Source organism: uncultured Nostoc sp. (genome assembly GCF_964245575.1).
In the GTDB taxonomy this organism is placed as follows: Bacteria; Cyanobacteriota; Cyanobacteriia; order Cyanobacteriales; family Nostocaceae; genus Nostoc.
Window position 1 is genome coordinate 1 of record NZ_CAXTNP010000021.1, and the last position, 17,155, is coordinate 17,155.

Genomic DNA, 17,155 nt, shown 5'->3' on the forward strand with positions numbered 1-17,155 from the left:
ACTGTTAGCGATGCCTGTCCCAGAAGCACCGTCGCTGCTCTGTTCAGGCCCATCATTACCAGTAGCGATGCCAGTGATCGTGTCTATTCCTGAAAGTGTACGAATGGAACCTCCAGTTAAAATATCAATACCAATTGCGGGTGATGCATTTAACTGTTCTCCGATTAAAGTATCTGCACCCCCGGTGCCAATGAAATTGGGTGGAACGCTTAGTCTAGGCATGAGCAAAATCCTCTCAATTAGATTAGTACGATCGCAAAAGCTGATTCAAATGACCAGTTTCTCAAACAAATTCCCCGCAATCCTTTCTTCAACAGCTATTCAATCATTAAATAGCTGTTGGAAAATTCAGTTAAACCAATGTTGTTCCAACAAAATAATTAGAATTTTAAGGCATTAAACCCACCCAACAATAGATGCGTAGGTTTAGCCCGCACTTCTACATAGGGCGTTGCTGAATCATGGGATGATTTCGCCCAATTTGGAACGAATTATCAATGGTTTCAAACGCCGATTCATCCTGCACTTATGCAACGCCCGACATACTTCGACTGCGCCCAACTCGAAGAAGAGGCTGCGCCCTAAGCGTAGCTATGCCACAGGCTTTACGGCTACGCTGGCTGACAAGCTCACTGCAAGAAGCTCAGTGACCACCGCAGACATCGCATAAATATGAATTTTTCTGCGTTCAACTAGTACAGGTCGATGTCAGTTTACTTACCTTTAGCAAGGGGATTTTGCCCCAAGGCTTGTTATATTAAGGTAGTATCTAGATTTACGCCGTGCTGTACTTGTAGATCATCTAACAGGCTGATAGGCATTTCCATAATCTGTAAATGACCTATGCACCTTACAAGGAAAGGAAATTTGATTACTTCCTCTAAGTATGATTACCACTAGTTCAGTAGTTAATACAATCTATCTTTAGATATAGAAAATATATATCTTTAGACTTAGCCGCAAATTTATAACTCAGTCTATAGAAGGCTTTCACGGCGGACTATAATATGTCTTCAATTAACCTAGCAATAAGAGTTTGACATAGTTGATGAAAGTTTAGTGCGGGATGAGCTAGTACCGCTTGGCGGAAGTCACGCATTCACGCATTCAAAATGCTTGAATTTTAGGCTTTCTGGCTGTTTTAAATGGTAGGTTTATTTCCGCCAACCTGTACTAGGTTGATTCAAATCCCTGACTTCTTTAAAAAGTTGAGGATCTCGCAGCCCTTCAAATAAGTTTTGTTTAAGCATTGGTAGCGATCGCACGCAGCGCACTACCCTAAAGAGCGATCGCATAAGCTTTTGTCAAAAAGTTGTAATGTTAAGGCTTAATGTCGTAACCTTAAGCCTTAATCTTATGATGCTGGTGATTAATGTTGTAATGTTAAGGCTTAATGTCGTAACGTTAAGGCTTAACGTTATAGCGTTAAGGCTTAATGTTGTAATGTTGGTGACGACAAGACATTCACTTATAACTGCGATCGTTGATTCAAGAACTAATAAATTCTCTCTAGGTAATTTTCTCGGAGATATCGATTCTGGTAAATAGAATGTAGGTTGGGTTTCCTCCCTCAACCCAACACCTCAAAGTTTTGTAATTGTTGGGTTTCACTCCGTTCAAACGCCACTTCACTAAAGTCGGTAAACCCGCCCAGATGAGTGGCTCCCCAACCTACGCATCTGTTTTGTTTTTTTCTGGAATTGGTATTAATCACAACAAGGTAGTTATTCATAAGTGCGATATCTACGGCGGGCTACGCCGAAGCAATATTTACGCAGTGTTCTATCCTAGAAACAAAAAGGGCAAAAGTATGCAAGCCTACAAGCTAAACGCCACAATTGATGAATCAGGTCATTTAATTATTGACGAACCTCTAAATATTGCTCCTGGAAAAGTGGAAGTGATTATTTTGCAGCCAGTTCTATCCTTAGAAAATTCTACAGAACCCCCTACAGAGTCACAGCCAGAGAAGCCGAGAAGAAAGTCTAAAGTAAAAGCATTTGAAGGTTTATTTGAAAATGCCCCACCAACACCACCAGACTTTGACCCAGACCAAGCCAGATGGGAAGCTTTAAAAGAGAAACATAATCTGTGAAAATCTTGTTAGATACCAACATCATTGTAGATGATGCCCTTGAACGTGAACCTTTCCTAGACACAAGCGAACAAGTGTTGGTACTAGTTGAGCAAGGACAAGTAGAAGGTTATATTTCCGCCTCAACTTTTAGTGATTTGTATTACATTATCCGTAGGGCAAGAGGTCGAGAGTGGACACTTACTTATTTAAAGCAGTTGGTCAACTTTTGTCGTATCGCCACTATAGATAGTATTGCAATCAACATGGCACTAAACCTTAACTTTAGAGATTTTGAAGACGCTATTCAATACAGCAGTGCAGTACTCAATCATTTAGATGCTATTATTACTCGCAATCCTAGAGATTTTCCAGTTGCTACTCCCAGAATTATCACACCTGATGAGTTGATTCAGGAACTAACAAATACTCCATAAATAATTAAGTCAAATATATATGAATCCCCAATTAACCTCTATCGAAATCCAAGAACTTCAGCAACTTCTCCAAAACGACACCCCAGCGCAACAAGCACTTACTACCCTACAGCACCACAACGGGAATCTAGAAGCAAGTTTTGATGCACTCTGGAAAGAGAAAGTCGGCAAAACAGATTATAGTAGGAGCAAAAAATCTCTTTTGCAGCTGACTCTCGACGAAATCCGCGCGGAAATCTGTGGTGATGATGGTTTACGGGGCAAAATCAAAGAATACACTAATAACCCTGGTAGTGCTTCTTTGTTAAACAGTATCATTGGCTCCCTGGTTACCGTTGCAGCAGTACATGGAATACCTATTGATGCTGCGATCGCCACAATTGTTGTGTTATATATTTTCAAAATTGGGATAAACGTTCTCTGCAAGTACACTAAGCCAGATAGCGAGGAAGAGCAAGGTAAAAATAATAACTCCTAACTCCTGTACAGATGCGATTAATCGCGTCTCTCCTAACTCCCCTCACGTTCCCGGTAAATTTCGCAACCGCTCATCCAAATGAGTCCGGTCTGCCAAAGCCTTCAACAGCGGCCCATGTGAAGTAAATTCTACAATACTGACCGACGCAACAGGGCATCCTAAACGAAAACGGAAGCGTCCGACATCAATCCCCAGTAAGCTACACAGAATAATTCTGATAGTTGCCTTGTGGGAAACCACTAACACATTCCCACTGCTGTAAAGACTCTTGATTTCTTCAATTACTTGTATGGCGCGAGAAGCAATTGTAACTGCCATTTCTCCACCATTTGGCGCATACCAAGCTGGATCGGCTGACCAGCGAATATAATCATCGTGATATTCACGGCTAATTACTTCTGGCGTTTTTCCTTCCCACTTACCATAATTAATTTCCTTCAAACCATCTCTGAGTTGTGGTTCTATCTTTATTGCTTCACATAAGGGTTTTGCTGTCAATACAGTTCGCCGCATTGGACTACAAAATATAGCTGTCCAATCCATAGAACTATATGCGTCAGCAAAAGCCTTTGCCATCTCCAAGCCTTCTGGGGTAAGTTCTGAGTCTATGGAACCGCAAAAGGAATTATTGCGGCTGCATTCTGTCTGTCCGTGACGGAGGAAATAAAGAGTTAGGCTCACGGTATATTCTCATTGATTGTAAATTTAAGAGCCTTAACAATCAGATGTAGCTGAAGATAGTTAATGCCTGTGGTATATTACTACAGTTTTTTGATATTTGGAATGATTTTCTGGGCAAAGTTACCGCAAGGCGGAAGTCACTCATTCAAAAGTCACTCATTCAAAATAATTATATTCCAAGCTTTTGCGCCATTTAAAATGGTATGTTTATTTTTGCGCCTGCTGTACTGTACTAGCTCTGTCGTAGATATCGCCATTGAGCGATCGCTTATCTGGCCCATTTTAATAAGCAAAAAATAAAGGTGGGTTATTACCCACCTAATCTCTTACTCATCCTCTAAATTCAAAATTCAGAAGTTACTTGTGGCTACCCAACCACTTAGCCGCCGCAATTCCGAGAATCCCTGCTACTACGGGATTACTGAGAAACTTGATAATCCCTGGTTGCTCTGCCAGCACTTCGCGGAAAATGTCGGGGTGGTTATGATACACAAAGGACGCTAGTTTGCTAACATCATCAGCCGCCAAGATTTTGCGACTTTGCTGAAGTAGAACCAGTTTTTACCTACTGAAAAAATACTTTAAACAACAGATAGAATAAGTTGTATATTCAAACTAATTGCTTGCATTTATAAAATTGGAATCTACAGAGGTTATTCCTCTAATTTCTAATACACTTATTATTGAATGTAGAGACGTAATAAATTACGTCTCTACATTAGTTATGCCATTAGGCTAGTCCTTTAACTTTCCACACTTGCTAAGAGGAGAAGAAAGAGGTATAGCATTGGATCTTGAATACTTCATGCTTTTTTGCAAAAATGGAATCCATCCCATTTATATTCCTAGAGTTTCTGCAAAAAACTTGAATTATTAGTCAATTTTTTTCTTCACATTATCTTTTACGTCTTCAATCCCGTGACGTACTTCACTCTCAGCTTGCTTTGCTTTGCCTTCAGCTTTATCTTCTGGATCTCCAGTGACATTTCCTAATGCTTCTTGGGTTTTACCTTCAACATTTTTAGCAGCTGCTTTTGCGCGATCTTCTATGCTCATTTTATACTCCTGATTTAATCAAAAACTGATTTCAAAGCTGTAAACTAACTTTGAAATCTTTTGTTATTACCTTTACACAGTAGCTTAAAGTTTTTGCTCTAGCCTTCCACCACAAGGCATATTAAAATTAAAAATTAAAAATTAAAAATTAAAAATTAAAAATTCAGAAAAACAATTGTAGTAAGCTTTCTGGCTGTTGTTGAATATAAAATAAAGTAATGACAGTTTCGTTACCTATGCTAAAAGACATAGAACAAAGGGAGCATCCAAAATGTGTAAAAACATATTTTGTCATTGCGAGTGTAATGAAACCGAGCGAAGCAATCGCAACATCTAGACTTTGTGATTGCTACCCTACGGGAACGCCAAGGGCGAACGCTTCATTCGCAATGACAATCATATCATCTTGGTAAATTTGCTTGCATTGGGATGCTCCATAGAACAAATGTAAATATGGTAATCCCTTGTTTTGAGTGTTTAAATAAAAAACCCAGCTTCGTATAGAAACTGGGTTAATAAAGTTATGGGGATATTTTATTTGTCTAATCTAGAAAACCCATCAGGCTTTCAGAATTGTCAACCTCATTTGATGCTATCGGACGGTTCCCGAAGGTGGAATAGCTTTCATCAATTACCAATGAACTTGAGCCAATTGGACGAATCCCAGAGAGGTTGATACTTTCAACAACTTGGAATGTATTAGCACCAATTGGACGAATACCCATTGAGTTATAGGTTTCAACTACTTCCAAGCTACTGCTGCTAACGGGACGCACCCCAGCAATTGAGAGGTGTTCAGCAACTTCTAAGTCGCTAGCGCCTATAGGACGTACTCCAGCAAGGGCGAGTGTTCCAGAAGCTCCCACTGGCAGTTCATTAACTTCCTCGACTTTATCAGCATTCAAGCTCTGGTCTTGTTGATTTTCAACTTCCTGTGTAGCTTCCCCTTGAGACTTGGCATACTTTTGCCGAGAATTGGTTGCTTTGCCAGCGTTGCTAATAGTCATAAACGAACACCTCTGATTTGTTAATTGAATTTTACAATAATTAAGGAAAGATGAAATTTTTTTCCATATACATTAGAGTTTAACCTTAAAAAACCTCATATAGATATAAGAATCTTTAAAACTGATAGATAAGTAAATTTAAATTAATAATTTTTGTAAACAATTATTACTATTTATTTGCTCTAATAAGCCAGCTACAATGGATACAGGGCGGAATCGTCACCATGAGAATAGGGTATTTACAGCAAAACTGTATGACAGAATTTTGTCTTCAAGCTCCCTTTAGTCCCACAGGCGATCAACCACAAGCGATCGCACAACTTACTGCTAGTATCCAAGCTGGTAATCGTTACCAAACTTTACTAGGCGCCACTGGAACTGGTAAGACATTTTCGGTAGCAGCAGTTATTGAGAAAATTGGCAAGCCTACTTTAGTTCTGGCGCATAACAAAACCCTTGCTGCCCAGCTTTGTAACGAGTTGCGGGATTTCTTTCCCAACAACGCAGTCGAGTATTTTGTCAGCTACTACGATTATTATCAGCCAGAAGCGTATATTCCCGTTACCGATACTTATATTGAAAAAACGGCAGCGATTAATGATGAAATAGATATGTTGCGGCATTCAGCGACGCGATCGCTTTTTGAACGCCGTGATGTCATTGTCGTTGCTTCCATCAGTTGCATCTACGGTTTGGGAATGCCAGCAGAATATCTGAAAGCTGCCATCCCCCTTCAGATAGGTATGGAAGTAAATCAACGCCAAATTTTACGAGATTTGGCAAATGTTCAATATAGCCGCAACGACATAGAAATGGGTCGGGGAAAGTTTCGCGTCCGAGGCGATGTCTTAGAAATTGGCCCAGCTTATGAAGACCGAATTATTCGTGTGGAATTCTTTGGTGATGAAATTGACGCGATTCGGTACATTGATCCGGTGACAGGTGAAATACTCAAGAGTTTGGAAGCGGTGAATGTTTACCCCGCACGCCACTTTGTTACTCCAGAAGAACGGTTAGAAGTAGCTTGTAATGACATCGCAGCCGAGTTAAAACAACAAAAACTAGACTTAGAACAAGCTGGGAAACTATTAGAAGCACAACGCATAGATCAACGTACACGCTATGATTTGGAAATGCTGCGCGAGGTAGGTTACTGCAACGGCGTTGAGAATTATTCCCGTCACTTAGCAGGAAGACAAGCTGGAGAAGCGCCAGAATGTTTAATTGATTATTTTCCCAAAGATTGGCTACTAGTTATAGATGAATCTCACGTTACAGTGCCACAAATTCGCGGCATGTATAACGGCGACCAAGCGAGAAAAAAAGTTTTAATTGAACATGGATTTCGTCTTCCTAGCGCTGCTGATAACCGTCCTTTGAAAGCAGAAGAATTCTGGCAAAAGGTGAATCAGTGTATTTTTGTTTCAGCAACTCCGGGAAATTGGGAATTAGAAGTTTCTGAAGCTCGTGTAGTTGAGCAAGTAATTCGACCAACTGGGGTGGTTGATCCAGAAATTTCTGTGCGTCCCACAGAAGGACAAATTGATGATTTGTTGGGAGAAATTAAAGATAGAGCCGATCGCCATGAGCGAGTGTTAATTACCACATTAACCAAGCGGATGGCGGAAGATTTAACCGAGTATTTGCAAGACCACGGTATAAGAGTACGGTATTTACATTCCGAGATTACTTCTATTGAGCGCATTGAAATTTTGCAGAACTTGCGCGAGGGGAAATTTGATGTATTAGTAGGTGTGAACTTGCTGCGGGAAGGCTTGGATTTACCCGAAGTTTCCTTAGTAGCAATTATGGATGCAGATAAAGAAGGTTTCTTACGAACCGAGCGTTCCTTAATTCAAACTATTGGTAGAGCCGCGCGTCACGTACAGGGACAAGCAATTTTATATGCCGATAACCTGACAGGTAGCATGATTAAAGCCATTGATGAAACAGACCGACGGCGTGGTATTCAAACAGCACATAATCGACTGCATGGGATTACACCACAACCAATTGTGAAAAAATCAAGTAATGCGATTTTGGCTTTTTTAGATGTATCTCGGCGGTTAAATGCAACTGACTTGAAAGTTGTAGATGAACATATAGATGAATTGCCATTAGAACAGATTCCAGGGTTGATTACTCTGTTAGAAGCACAGATGAAAGAGGCGGCAAAGAAACTAGAATTTGAAGAGGCAGCAAAATTGCGCGATCGCATTAAACATCTGCGGGATAAAATGCTAGGACGTTAACGTGAATCTTATGCTGACCAATATTCGCCTAATTAGTGTTCAAGAATATCACCAAATGGCGGAAACGGGGATTTTTCATCCTGAAGAACGCTTAGAATTAATCGCGGGACAAATCATCAGAATGTCAGCAAAAGGAACTGCTCACGAATCAGCAATTACCCGCACAGAAAGGTTATTACGTCAACGTTTGGGTGACAAAGTTTTATTAAGAATCCAGTCACCAGTGCAACTTGATGATTATTCAGAACCAGAACCAGATATTTCAGTGGTAAAGCTGAATCGATTAGATTATGATGATCACCATCCCAATGTTTCAGAAGTATTTTTACTGATTGAAATAGCTGATTCCAGTCTTAAATATGATCGAGAAGTAAAAGCGAACGCTTATGCTAAGTCAGGTATTATTGAGTACTGGATTTTAGATGTCAATGGACGCAAGTTATATATGTATCGTCTTCCTAGTCCAGACGGATATCATAGTGAGAGCATACTTGCAGAGGATGTGACAATTTCACCTTTAGCTTTCCCTGATTGTGCGATCGCAATTCGGGAATTATTACGGAAAGTCTAGGAAGCGATCGCATTAAACACCTGTGGGATAAAGGGTTGGGACATTAATACTTGGTCAGCGTAGCAATCAAGAGAATGCCCTTTTTTGGCTATCCTAGAACTGTCGAATCCATTAAATAGAAGCAATATGGAAGTTCAAATTGGAAATGGGGCAATCAAGATTAGAGGAGATAAATCCTGGTTTGAAAATGTATTGATTGCAGGTTTGAGTGATTATTATTGCAGGTCGTTACACATAGAAGGCGTACATCACAGTATATTGGGGCAATCCGACGAAGTTTGCCTCAATATGTTCAATCTCTCGGTTGTGGTTGACTTAACACACGGTTTCTAGAAAATGGTGATGGCACCATTGAAAATCGCGAATGAGCTAAAACTATAGGAAACTGTCGCAATCTGAGTGTCTTCAACGAACAGTGCGCCTGAAATTACGTTGGTCGTAACCGCATCGAGAGAGTCTATATCTATTCCGAAACCTTCGGCGGAAATCCAAATCTGATCAGTTAAGTATGTGAAGTCAGTGATGGTATCAATTCCTTCATCTGGGGAATTAAAGTAAAATCTATCGGCACCGTCTTTGCCTGTAAGTATGTCCTTGCCCAAGCCTCCAACTAGGGTGTCATCACCGTCTTTGCCTGTAAGTATGTCGCTGCCCAAGCCTCCAACTAGGACGTCATTACTGGTATTACCTTGTAACACGTCATTGCCATCATTGCCAATCAGGCTATCATTGCCAGCGCCACCGAAAAGGCTGTCAGCACCCGTCCCACCTTCTAAGGTGTCATTACGGGTGCCGCCAGTCAGCACGTCGTTGCCATTATTGCCAATCAGCCTATCATTGCCAGCGCCACCCAAAAGGCTGTCATTACCAGTACCACCATTTAAGATATCGTCACCAAAGCTGCCATTCAGGGTGTCATTACCAGACGGGCTATTAGCATTGCCACCCCTAGCCCATCCATATAATGTGGTCATTTCCCGAAGTTCCATTTCTTGTGTCAGAACCTGTGGTGCCGTAGATAGTTGCCATTATTGTTTTTTCCTAACTTTCCTAATTGATGTTCAGGGTAAAAGTCAGCTTATCACATTTGCAGAAATGGATTTATCGATCAACAGTGATGACAGGGTTGTTTGGCGATTAGCTCAGGAAAATCAGGTGATTTTGCTTACAGCTAATCGCAGCATCAAAGGGAAAGATTCGCTCGAACAAGTCATACGTGAAGAAAATACCTTAGCATCGTTACCCGTAATTACGATTGGCAATGCCGATCGACTGCTAAACGACTCTGAATATAGAGGTCAGTGTGTTGAAAGTCTGATTGAAATTGTGCTTGATATTGATAGTTATCGAGGTGCAAGGCGAATCTTCATCCCGTAATGTGGTTAACTATTCGTTCATTGCGATCGCATTAATCATCTGCGGGATAAAATGCTAGCACGTTAGTGCTTGGTCAAGGTAGCAATCAAGATAACGCCCTTTTTTCGCTATCCTAAAAAAGTAAATCATTCCCCGATAGCGCCGATGGTTGCTTTACCCGATCACATTTTGATGAGTGCAGAGGAATATCTGGTTTGGGAACCCACCCAAGAAGAACGCTACGAGTATTGGGATGGCGAAGTTGTGATGATGAGTGGTGCTACACGCAACCATAATCGGATTTCTCTGAATTTCTCAAAGCTCTTAGATGATGCCCTAGCCGATCGCACCTGTGAAGTATACATTGTAGATGTAAAGGTGCAGGTAGAACCTGGGCAAAAGTATTTTTATCCAGATGTGGTGGTGACTTGCGACGAGCGAGATATCGATCCACAATTGGTACAATTTCCCTGCTTAATTATCGAAGTGCTATCACCTTCAACCGAAGCAGCCGATAGGGGGAAAAAGTTTGCCAAATATCGCCAATCTCCAACCTTGCAAGAATATGTCTTAGTACAAGTAGCTCAACCGGGTGTAGAAGTGTTTCGGCGCAACGAACAGGGAAAATGGGTGCTGTCGGAGTATAATTTGGGCGATATATTGAGGCTGGAATCGGTGGATGTGGAAATAGCGATCGCCCATTTGTATCGACAAGTGCAGTTTGAAACCGAAGTAACAGATGCGTAGCAAATAAGAGAAACCGTGGCCATGACTCATGAGCAAGAAATGCTAGTTGAAAAGAAGCTAACTTACACGTTAGAGCTAAATGGACAGGTCTTGATGATTGAGAACGTAACTGTTTGCGTGAATGGAAGAAACAGGAAAACAATTTTTTTCTCCATCAACTGTAGAGCATTTACAGCTTTACAGTAAATTCTCCTTGGTAGGCAACAACCGGATAGCTTCACTGAAGTTCCTGTGTACAACTATGCAGGATAATTATTATTGAGCAAATCAAAACCATCCTTGCAATTTTTTATGTACCTGCGCCAGATACCACATATAGTCATCAATTTTGTAATTATCAGCAGCTTTAACTATATACTCCTGAGCTAAATCAAGATTATTTTGAGCTTCGTAATATAATCCCAAGTAAAGATGACTGTAAAAATTTCCCTTTATCCCTTCTGATTGACCAACAGTTAAAACATCATCTAGTGTACAATTTCCCGCATACAAATCATATACGCGCTGCATAACACGTCGAGGGTCATTTTTCACAGTTAGTAAAGAATGACGCGCCTCTTCAACACCTAACGAACGAGCTATGCAGAGATATCGCCATAGTGTTTCTTCTACATCTTGAGCATTCACTGTCAAATCTATTTCAAATTGTTCAGCGCCCTCAGCAAATCTTTCTGCATAATAATACGATAATCCCCGTTGCCAGAGGTAAGGTTTAATACTGGCATCTAATTGCTCTGCCATGTCAAAATCTTCAATAGATTCATCAATCTTGGCTAGTTGAAAGTTAACCATGCCTCGGCGAATGTAAGCATTAGGATTTTTCGGCTGATTGCGGATGGTTTCGTTCCAGCGCTGGAGTTGATTTTCCAAAGAATTTAAAAAAAACATGAGTTGTCAAGCCTATATGGAGGATTAACTAGCATATTTTCAGTTTTGGGGAGAGTACGTCAATCCCTTTTTCAATCTTCCAAATATTAGGCGTTGCTAATTTACTGAAGCGTTAACTTTAAAAAAACTGTTTCATGTCATACTAAATTTTGGTACTATGTATTCATTTTATCATGATTAGCATTATCGAATTTCCTTGGCAGCAACAGGCAATTATTCGCCACAGTCAACGCCTAGCAAACAGTTTTCAGCATTGGACAGGAAATTCTTTGCTGGATGTGAATGATTCACCACTGGAAACAGCAAAGGCGCTATTTGAAGCACCTTTTGTCTTAGTTTCTCACGGCAGTGAGTCAGACCCAATTTTCAACTATGGTAATCGCAAAGCCTTGGAACTATGGGAACTTTCTTGGGAAGAATTTACCAGAATGCCTTCCCGGAAATCAGCTCAAGAAGTAGTGCAAGAAGAACGCGATCGCCTATTATCAGAAGCAGCAACTCAAGGCTTTAGCTATTATTCTGGTGTGCGGATCACCAGCACTGGTAAACGCTTTGAGATCCAAGATGGTATCCTCTGGAATCTCTTAGACGAGCACAATCAGTTGTGCGGTCAAGCAGCAGTGTTCTCTAAGTGTATGTTTCTCACATGATTGCTGCCTCATAATATATAAGTACTAATTATTTACTTAGTTAAAGCAAGATCCATCCACGAGGCAGAAGAAACTACATGCATTATTCAGTATTGTGTAACTGGTGTCTTAAAATCAGGAAAAAACGCCCGTGGTTCCCATTAGAGATAATAATCCGACAAAAATCACGCCTTATGTAACTTATGGACTGATTGCTGTCAATGTCCTCGCTTTTCTTTATGAAGCAAATCTTCCCCCCCAAGCATTAAATGGGTTTCTACACCTTGCGGCTGTAGTTCCACGAGAACTGACTTTAAGCTTTGGTGGTATCTCTTTACATCAACCAGTGCCAGAGTGGGCAACTTTAATTACCTCACAATTTTTGCATGGTGGTTTCTTGCACTTAGCAGGTAATATGTTGTTTCTCTGGATTTTTGGTAACAACGTTGAAGATAAGTTAGGTCATGTCAAATATTTACTCTTTTATTTATCTTGTGGAGTTTTGGCATCCTTGACCCAGTGGTTCTTCGCTCAAGATTCTAGCATTCCTTCTTTGGGTGCAAGTGGTGCGATCGCAGGCGTTTTAGGAGCCTACATTCTCCGCTTTCCCAACGCTGAAGTTCTCGGCATAGTGCCTTTAGGATTTTTCTTTCCGACTTTCCGCGTCCCGGCATATTTCTTTTTGGGATTTTGGTTTCTCGAACAAGCCTTCTACGGACTTGCTAGTCTGCAAACACGTACCAACATCGGTATGGAAAGCGGCGGTATTGCCTATTGGGCCCATGCAGGCGGGTTTATCTTTGGGGCAATTCTCGGCCCACTGTTGGGTTTGTTTAACGATAAATCACAGGAAGAAGCTTGGTATCAGTAATTTTTCAGCGTATCATCAGGGCTTTTAATTAGGCTAATTAATTAAATAGGTGAAATTGCCTAAGCTTCGCAACTGCTAGCCTTACAAGCTATATTGCAGTTAGTCAATAAATTAGGAAAAACATTTGTGTTTCCCCTCTACGACGAAAATCCGACGCGAACCACCCCGTATTTCACCTACGGGTTAATTGGCATGAATATTCTAGTTTTTCTTCACGAGGTGAGGCTGTTAAATGCATCGTCAAATCTACAATTGAATCAGTTTTTAAGTCAGTATGCAGTAATACCTCAAGAGTTAACCACCAATTGGAGTGGAGAGTGGATAACATTATTTACGTCGCAATTCTTGCACGGCAATTGGTGGCACTTAATCTCTAATATGGTGTTTCTCTGGATTTTTGGCAACAATATTGAAGACCGATTGGGTCATGTCAAATATCTGATTTTTTATTTGGCGTGTGGTGCTTTAGCTGCCTTGTGTCAATGGTTTATTGGCACCAATTCGGAGATTCCTTCCTTGGGAGCAAGTGGGGCAATTTCTGGTGTTTTAGGTGCTTACATTATCCGCTTTCCCCAAACTAAAGTCATGACCTTAATATTTTTAGGGTTTTTCATCACCACAATCAGAGTTCCAGCACTAGTAATAATCGGACTTTTCATTGTGCAAAATGTGATATCCGGTCTTGCTAGCCTGCAAACAGCCGCTAACATGAGCGTGGAAACTGGTGGAGTTGCATACTGGGCGCACATCGGTGGTTTTGCTTTTGGGGTAATTCTCGCTCCCCTATTTGGATTGTTTAAGCAGGACTAAGTACAAAATTTACGAAATCATTAACGAAACAATTGCTACTTATCAATCCTTTGCGGTAACTTTCTCTGCGAGACGCTGACGCTCCTAATTTCGCTAACGCGAATGCGATGCTCTGCGTTGAAATTTCCCCCTCGATTCACCACGGTTTTACCCAAAGCTGTACTAAGCAATTAAAAATTAGGAGATGCTATCTTAGCAATCCCCTATTTGAGAAACTATTAGTTTTTGTTAGCACCTGCTGAAAGTTCTTCTGATTCTTCTACCTTAGATGTAAATGTTGATGATTCTACGACTTGTTCAGGTAGAGAAACAATGATATCAGCGCCATTGATAATTGCTCCCAACAACCCCAGTTCCGATTCAACTAGTTGATCGATAGCTTCACCTAACATGTTCTCTTGTGTATAGTGTGGTCGCGCCACAAGTACCATACCATCGCTGTAGGGTTGGATTAGCAAAGGATCATTGGATATGCTGAGAGGACTAGTATCTAAAATAACTAAATCAAACCTTTCGCGGACATCCTCCATCAACCGCCGCATTTCGCTAGATTCAAGAATAGCAGCTGATTGCCGCACAGGGCCAGGGCTGGGTATGATGTATAAATTTTCTACATCAGGAACTAAACGAATACATTCACTTAAGTTAGCGTAATAACGCAGGGGTTCAATAGTGGCGTCGGGGTCAGGAATTACATTCAGCGATGTACAACGAGAAGGCGATCGCAAATCAGTTTCAATAATCAAGGTTCTTTTACCAGCACGGGCTGAAGCTATACCCAAGTTATAAGCACTTGCCGTTTTACCCTCTAGACTACTGGTGCTAGTAATCAACACCACCTTTAAAGCTTTACCACCAACTCGGCGCAGATTACTACGGAATTTCTCATAAAATTCTAAATAAGGAGAATCCGCAGAAAGTACCACCGGCACTGCTTCTTGAGGTAAATCATCAACTGGCATTAAAGGCAATTCTCCCAACAGTGCCACTTCCCGTTGCTTGAGGCTCTCGCGGATATCCTCCCTGGTTTTGAAAGTACCTTCCAGCGCTCCCAATAAAAATATCACCCCGCCACCAATCAACACACCTAAGAAACCACCCACAGCAAGGGTAATAGGCACACTCTTGGAAGGTTTGATGTCCGCAGTCGCTGTGGGGCGTCTGGCAATGCTGAGGCTGCTGGTAGTTTCTGCCTCTGCGGTTTTAGCATCGGTTAGCTTCACCTGCATTTGGTCATAGATGGCTTTTTTAAGTCCAACCTCTTGTTCTAAACGCGATCGCTCTAATTGCTTATTGGGTATCAGAGAATACTCTCGCCGTAGTCGGCCTTCTTGTTGGATTTCTTGAGTTAGTTGTTGTTGCAGCGTCTCCCGTTGAGTTTGCAAAGACACCATTTGATTTGCCAACTGCTGGCGGGCTGGATCTAAGCTACTTTGGGCGCGAATACCTGCAACGCTACCCTGAAGCGGAGCTGCCGTTCCATCGCCACCTAATACCTCCGCAGCCCGTTGTTGCAGCAATTCCTCAGCTGCTTGTTTCTGACGCAGCAATTGAACCATCGTTGGGTGTTCCGGACGCAAATCTTTCCTGAGTACGGCGATTTGCGACTCACTTTGATAAATTTGCGATCGCAAGTTACCAATAATTGGATCGGCACTCAACGCAGAAGAAATATAAGCCTGTCCGACTGTTAAGCCTAACTTATTTTGTAAACTACGAACTTGACCATCAACCCCAGAAATAGTTAATTGAATTTGCCGTTGGAGATTTTGGCTGGCAGTAATAGCGCTTAACAAGCTGCCATTCTCCGCCGCTAATATTGCCGTTCGCTCTATGCGATCATACTGTTCCAGCTTCTTTTCGGCAATTTGCAATTCCCGTTTAGCTTGTGGTAAGCGCTCATTAATCTTTTCAATAATTGCTTGTAATCGCCCAGTATTGATGTCACTGCTCAACTTAATCATTGATTGCATCAATTCAGTCAAGACCTCTATGGCTCGTTTGGGGTTACTATCTACATATTTCAGTTCAAAGGTACTCGTTTCTAAATCTCCAGTCCTGGGATTTTTTTTAGGTAAAGAAAGGACAATACTTGAACCGAGTTGTTTCGGTTTGATATTTACTTTCTCTGCTACTGTTGCAATTATCTGGTTTGATAATAAAACATCCTCATTTAGTTCCTTTCCTTGTTGTTGGATTTGACTACCAGTTGCAGAGAAAGAAACTGGTGGACCAGCATAGGTAAGTGCGCCAGATGCTATGTAGGTAGTAGGAGGCTCTGGCTGCATAGCCACCACCGTTGACCCCACTACAACTAAACCAAAACTAGCTAGTCCAATCCACTTATATTTTTCAAAAGCAATAAGATAGCGTTTAACAATTGGTGGAGTCATGGCAGGGGCATATAGAATTAGTTATCAGTTATCAGTTATCAGTTATCAGTTATCAGCTTTATATTTATCACCCTCATCTCCCCCTCCTCCACATCCGGCAACAATCGGTGAAAAGGTGAGAGTCACTAATTTTACCTGCCACCGAAGTCATCAAAAAATCGGAGAAAGGACTGGACATTGAAAAAGGGTTGGGTAATGGTAGTCAAGAAATTAGTAATTTTACCGATAAGGTTCCGACCAACAACAAGAACATCATTGTCTTGAAGGGCCACATTTTGAGATGCATCGCCTCCTAGAGCTTTTTTAGCATCAAGTTTCTGGGTAACAGCTTGACCTCGTTCAGGATCAAAGCGAACCAGAGCGATATCTCGGAGATTAGCAGTGTCTAGATTTACTCCTCCCAAAGCATCTACAAATGTACTCCCGTTAGGCAGTGCTTGAATAGAAAGACCTCCTGCGGCGTAGTTTAAAACACGGACTCTAATCTGTGGTGTGGCCAAGGATGAACGTGCTACCAAATTGCGGTCATAATCGTCATTATTACCAACTTCACGACGGGGAACGAGGATCGCATCTCCGTCTTGTAAGCGTAAATTAGGGATTGAACCGCCATTTTGCAGTGCTGCATATAAATCAATAGTTTGTGAAATCACAGAACCATCGATTAACTTTCGGCGTACTTGCACTTGTCGCAGGTCTGCATTCAAAGTTGAACCACCGGATATTAGCAAGGCATCAGCAACACGGGGTGTTGTTGAATTAATTGGATAAATTCCTGGTTTAAATATTTCCCCGCTAATGGTAACTTGAACTGGTCGCGTCCCTGCCAAGGATACTACTACAATTGGATCGGGTAAAATGCTACTTAAACCCAAGCGAATTTTTTCTTGAGCTTCTTCCAAAGT

At 41.4% G+C, this 17,155-nt stretch carries 20 protein-coding genes and 1 pseudogene; 10 read left to right on the forward strand and 11 right to left on the reverse strand.

The features are described 5' to 3' along the window. The 3 genes from ACFFAP_RS05475 to ACFFAP_RS05485 all read right to left on the reverse strand — a co-directional run. Positions 1-222, reverse strand: a 222-nt coding sequence (locus tag ACFFAP_RS05475; RefSeq protein WP_375510272.1) for a hypothetical protein, incomplete at its 3' end; no start/stop codon positions are given. A gap of 932 nt (positions 223-1,154) precedes the next feature. After that, positions 1,155-1,295 (reverse strand): hypothetical protein, encoded by a 141-nt coding sequence (locus ACFFAP_RS05480; RefSeq protein WP_375510273.1) that lies wholly within the window; start codon positions 1,293-1,295, stop codon positions 1,155-1,157. A gap of 275 nt (positions 1,296-1,570) precedes the next feature. Then, entirely contained in the window at positions 1,571-1,732 is a 162-nt protein-coding gene (locus ACFFAP_RS05485; protein ID WP_375510274.1) for a hypothetical protein, read from the reverse strand. Positions 1,733-1,810: 78 nt separating this feature from the next. Here ACFFAP_RS05485 and ACFFAP_RS05490 point away from each other — a divergent pair, with 78 nt between their 5' ends. Genes ACFFAP_RS05490 through ACFFAP_RS05500 form a run of 3 tightly spaced genes read left to right on the forward strand, consistent with a single transcriptional unit; the run spans position 1,811 to position 2,989 of the window. Beyond that, entirely contained in the window at positions 1,811-2,095 is a 285-nt protein-coding gene (locus ACFFAP_RS05490) for a hypothetical protein (protein WP_375510275.1), read from the forward strand. Beyond that, on the forward strand, positions 2,092-2,511 hold the full coding sequence (locus tag ACFFAP_RS05495) for a type II toxin-antitoxin system VapC family toxin (RefSeq protein WP_375510276.1): 420 nt from the start codon (positions 2,092-2,094) through the stop codon (positions 2,509-2,511). The genes ACFFAP_RS05490 and ACFFAP_RS05495 overlap by 4 nt, the downstream gene beginning before the upstream one ends. Positions 2,512-2,530: 19 nt before the next feature. After that, complete coding sequence (locus ACFFAP_RS05500; protein WP_375510277.1) at positions 2,531-2,989, forward strand: hypothetical protein; 459 nt, start codon at positions 2,531-2,533, stop codon at positions 2,987-2,989. Between the two features lie 42 nt (positions 2,990-3,031). Here the strand turns inward: ACFFAP_RS05500 and ACFFAP_RS05505 are convergent, their stop codons facing one another. From ACFFAP_RS05505 to ACFFAP_RS05520, 4 genes and pseudogenes are all read right to left on the reverse strand, one after another. Further along, positions 3,032-3,670, reverse strand: coding sequence for a histidine phosphatase family protein (locus tag ACFFAP_RS05505; RefSeq protein ID WP_375510278.1), 639 nt, complete (start codon positions 3,668-3,670; stop codon positions 3,032-3,034). Between the two features lie 357 nt (positions 3,671-4,027). Beyond that, a pseudogene (locus tag ACFFAP_RS05510) lies at positions 4,028-4,198 on the reverse strand (hypothetical protein); the annotation flags it as partial. A gap of 345 nt (positions 4,199-4,543) precedes the next feature. Then, the gene (locus ACFFAP_RS05515; protein WP_375510279.1) at positions 4,544-4,726 is read right to left on the reverse strand and encodes a CsbD family protein; all 183 of its coding nucleotides are present in this window, start codon (positions 4,724-4,726) and stop codon (positions 4,544-4,546) included. Between the two features lie 542 nt (positions 4,727-5,268). After that, positions 5,269-5,733, reverse strand: a complete 465-nt coding sequence (locus tag ACFFAP_RS05520) for a hypothetical protein (protein WP_375510280.1) — start codon at positions 5,731-5,733, stop codon at positions 5,269-5,271. Between the two features lie 254 nt (positions 5,734-5,987). Here ACFFAP_RS05520 and uvrB point away from each other — a divergent pair, with 254 nt between their 5' ends. Further along, on the forward strand, positions 5,988-7,985 hold the full coding sequence (gene uvrB / locus ACFFAP_RS05525) for an excinuclease ABC subunit UvrB (RefSeq protein ID WP_375510281.1): 1,998 nt from the start codon (positions 5,988-5,990) through the stop codon (positions 7,983-7,985). A 10-nt stretch (positions 7,986-7,995) separates the two neighbouring features. Continuing rightward, complete coding sequence (locus tag ACFFAP_RS05530; RefSeq protein ID WP_375510282.1) at positions 7,996-8,556, forward strand: Uma2 family endonuclease; 561 nt, start codon at positions 7,996-7,998, stop codon at positions 8,554-8,556. A 329-nt stretch (positions 8,557-8,885) separates the two neighbouring features. On the opposite strand, the gene ACFFAP_RS05535 is transcribed toward ACFFAP_RS05530, so the two are convergent. Continuing rightward, a complete protein-coding gene (locus tag ACFFAP_RS05535; RefSeq protein WP_375510283.1) occupies positions 8,886-9,530 on the reverse strand; it encodes a calcium-binding protein in 645 nt (214 codons plus the stop codon). Positions 9,531-9,651: 121 nt separating this feature from the next. On the opposite strand from ACFFAP_RS05535, the gene ACFFAP_RS05540 reads away from it, so the two are divergent. Both ACFFAP_RS05540 and ACFFAP_RS05545 read left to right on the forward strand, forming a co-directional pair. Further along, positions 9,652-9,933 carry an ACP S-malonyltransferase gene (locus ACFFAP_RS05540; protein WP_375510284.1) on the forward strand — a complete coding sequence of 94 codons (282 nt, stop codon included), beginning with the start codon at positions 9,652-9,654 and terminating at the stop codon, positions 9,931-9,933. A 144-nt stretch (positions 9,934-10,077) separates the two neighbouring features. Beyond that, positions 10,078-10,659, forward strand: coding sequence for a Uma2 family endonuclease (locus ACFFAP_RS05545; RefSeq protein ID WP_375510285.1), 582 nt, complete (start codon positions 10,078-10,080; stop codon positions 10,657-10,659). A gap of 267 nt (positions 10,660-10,926) precedes the next feature. Here ACFFAP_RS05545 and ACFFAP_RS05550 read toward each other — a convergent pair whose 3' ends face one another. Beyond that, on the reverse strand, positions 10,927-11,547 hold the full coding sequence (locus tag ACFFAP_RS05550; RefSeq protein WP_375510286.1) for a tetratricopeptide repeat protein: 621 nt from the start codon (positions 11,545-11,547) through the stop codon (positions 10,927-10,929). A 173-nt stretch (positions 11,548-11,720) separates the two neighbouring features. Here ACFFAP_RS05550 and ACFFAP_RS05555 point away from each other — a divergent pair, with 173 nt between their 5' ends. The 3 genes from ACFFAP_RS05555 (at position 11,721) to ACFFAP_RS05565 (ending at position 13,857) form a co-directional block, all read left to right on the forward strand. Next, positions 11,721-12,197, forward strand: a complete 477-nt coding sequence (locus ACFFAP_RS05555) for an MEKHLA domain-containing protein (protein ID WP_375510287.1) — start codon at positions 11,721-11,723, stop codon at positions 12,195-12,197. Positions 12,198-12,327: 130 nt separating this feature from the next. Continuing rightward, positions 12,328-13,047, forward strand: a complete 720-nt coding sequence (locus tag ACFFAP_RS05560; protein ID WP_375510288.1) for a rhomboid family intramembrane serine protease — start codon at positions 12,328-12,330, stop codon at positions 13,045-13,047. 126 nt (positions 13,048-13,173) lie between these two features. Beyond that, positions 13,174-13,857, forward strand: a complete 684-nt coding sequence (locus ACFFAP_RS05565) for a rhomboid family intramembrane serine protease (protein WP_375510289.1) — start codon at positions 13,174-13,176, stop codon at positions 13,855-13,857. A 218-nt stretch (positions 13,858-14,075) separates the two neighbouring features. On the opposite strand, the gene ACFFAP_RS05570 is transcribed toward ACFFAP_RS05565, so the two are convergent. Together ACFFAP_RS05570 and ACFFAP_RS05575 are read right to left on the reverse strand one after the other, a co-directional pair. Beyond that, on the reverse strand, positions 14,076-16,250 hold the full coding sequence (locus tag ACFFAP_RS05570) for a GumC family protein (RefSeq protein ID WP_375510290.1): 2,175 nt from the start codon (positions 16,248-16,250) through the stop codon (positions 14,076-14,078). Positions 16,251-16,381: 131 nt separating this feature from the next. Next, positions 16,382-17,155, reverse strand: a 774-nt coding sequence (locus tag ACFFAP_RS05575; RefSeq protein WP_375510291.1) for a polysaccharide biosynthesis/export family protein, incomplete at its 5' end; no start/stop codon positions are given.

What these genes read in the sequence shown, in the direction of transcription:
- ACFFAP_RS05480 (WP_375510273.1), bottom strand. Translation starts at nt 1,295, where the DNA reads ATGCGATCGCTCTTTAGGGTAGTGCGCTGCGTGCGATCGCTACCAATG.
- ACFFAP_RS05485 (WP_375510274.1), bottom strand. Translation starts at nt 1,732, where the DNA reads ATGAATAACTACCTTGTTGTGATTAATACCAATTCCAGAAAAAAACAA.
- ACFFAP_RS05490 (WP_375510275.1), top strand. Translation starts at nt 1,811, where the DNA reads ATGCAAGCCTACAAGCTAAACGCCACAATTGATGAATCAGGTCATTTA.
- ACFFAP_RS05500 (WP_375510277.1), top strand. Translation starts at nt 2,531, where the DNA reads ATGAATCCCCAATTAACCTCTATCGAAATCCAAGAACTTCAGCAACTT.
- ACFFAP_RS05515 (WP_375510279.1), bottom strand. Translation starts at nt 4,726, where the DNA reads ATGAGCATAGAAGATCGCGCAAAAGCAGCTGCTAAAAATGTTGAAGGT.
- ACFFAP_RS05520 (WP_375510280.1), bottom strand. Translation starts at nt 5,733, where the DNA reads ATGACTATTAGCAACGCTGGCAAAGCAACCAATTCTCGGCAAAAGTAT.
- uvrB (WP_375510281.1), top strand. Translation starts at nt 5,988, where the DNA reads ATGACAGAATTTTGTCTTCAAGCTCCCTTTAGTCCCACAGGCGATCAA.
- ACFFAP_RS05530 (WP_375510282.1), top strand. Translation starts at nt 7,996, where the DNA reads ATGCTGACCAATATTCGCCTAATTAGTGTTCAAGAATATCACCAAATG.
- ACFFAP_RS05535 (WP_375510283.1), bottom strand. Translation starts at nt 9,530, where the DNA reads ATGACCACATTATATGGATGGGCTAGGGGTGGCAATGCTAATAGCCCG.
- ACFFAP_RS05540 (WP_375510284.1), top strand. Translation starts at nt 9,652, where the DNA reads ATGGATTTATCGATCAACAGTGATGACAGGGTTGTTTGGCGATTAGCT.
- ACFFAP_RS05545 (WP_375510285.1), top strand. Translation starts at nt 10,078, where the DNA reads ATGGTTGCTTTACCCGATCACATTTTGATGAGTGCAGAGGAATATCTG.
- ACFFAP_RS05550 (WP_375510286.1), bottom strand. Translation starts at nt 11,547, where the DNA reads ATGTTTTTTTTAAATTCTTTGGAAAATCAACTCCAGCGCTGGAACGAA.
- ACFFAP_RS05555 (WP_375510287.1), top strand. Translation starts at nt 11,721, where the DNA reads ATGATTAGCATTATCGAATTTCCTTGGCAGCAACAGGCAATTATTCGC.
- ACFFAP_RS05570 (WP_375510290.1), bottom strand. Translation starts at nt 16,250, where the DNA reads ATGACTCCACCAATTGTTAAACGCTATCTTATTGCTTTTGAAAAATAT.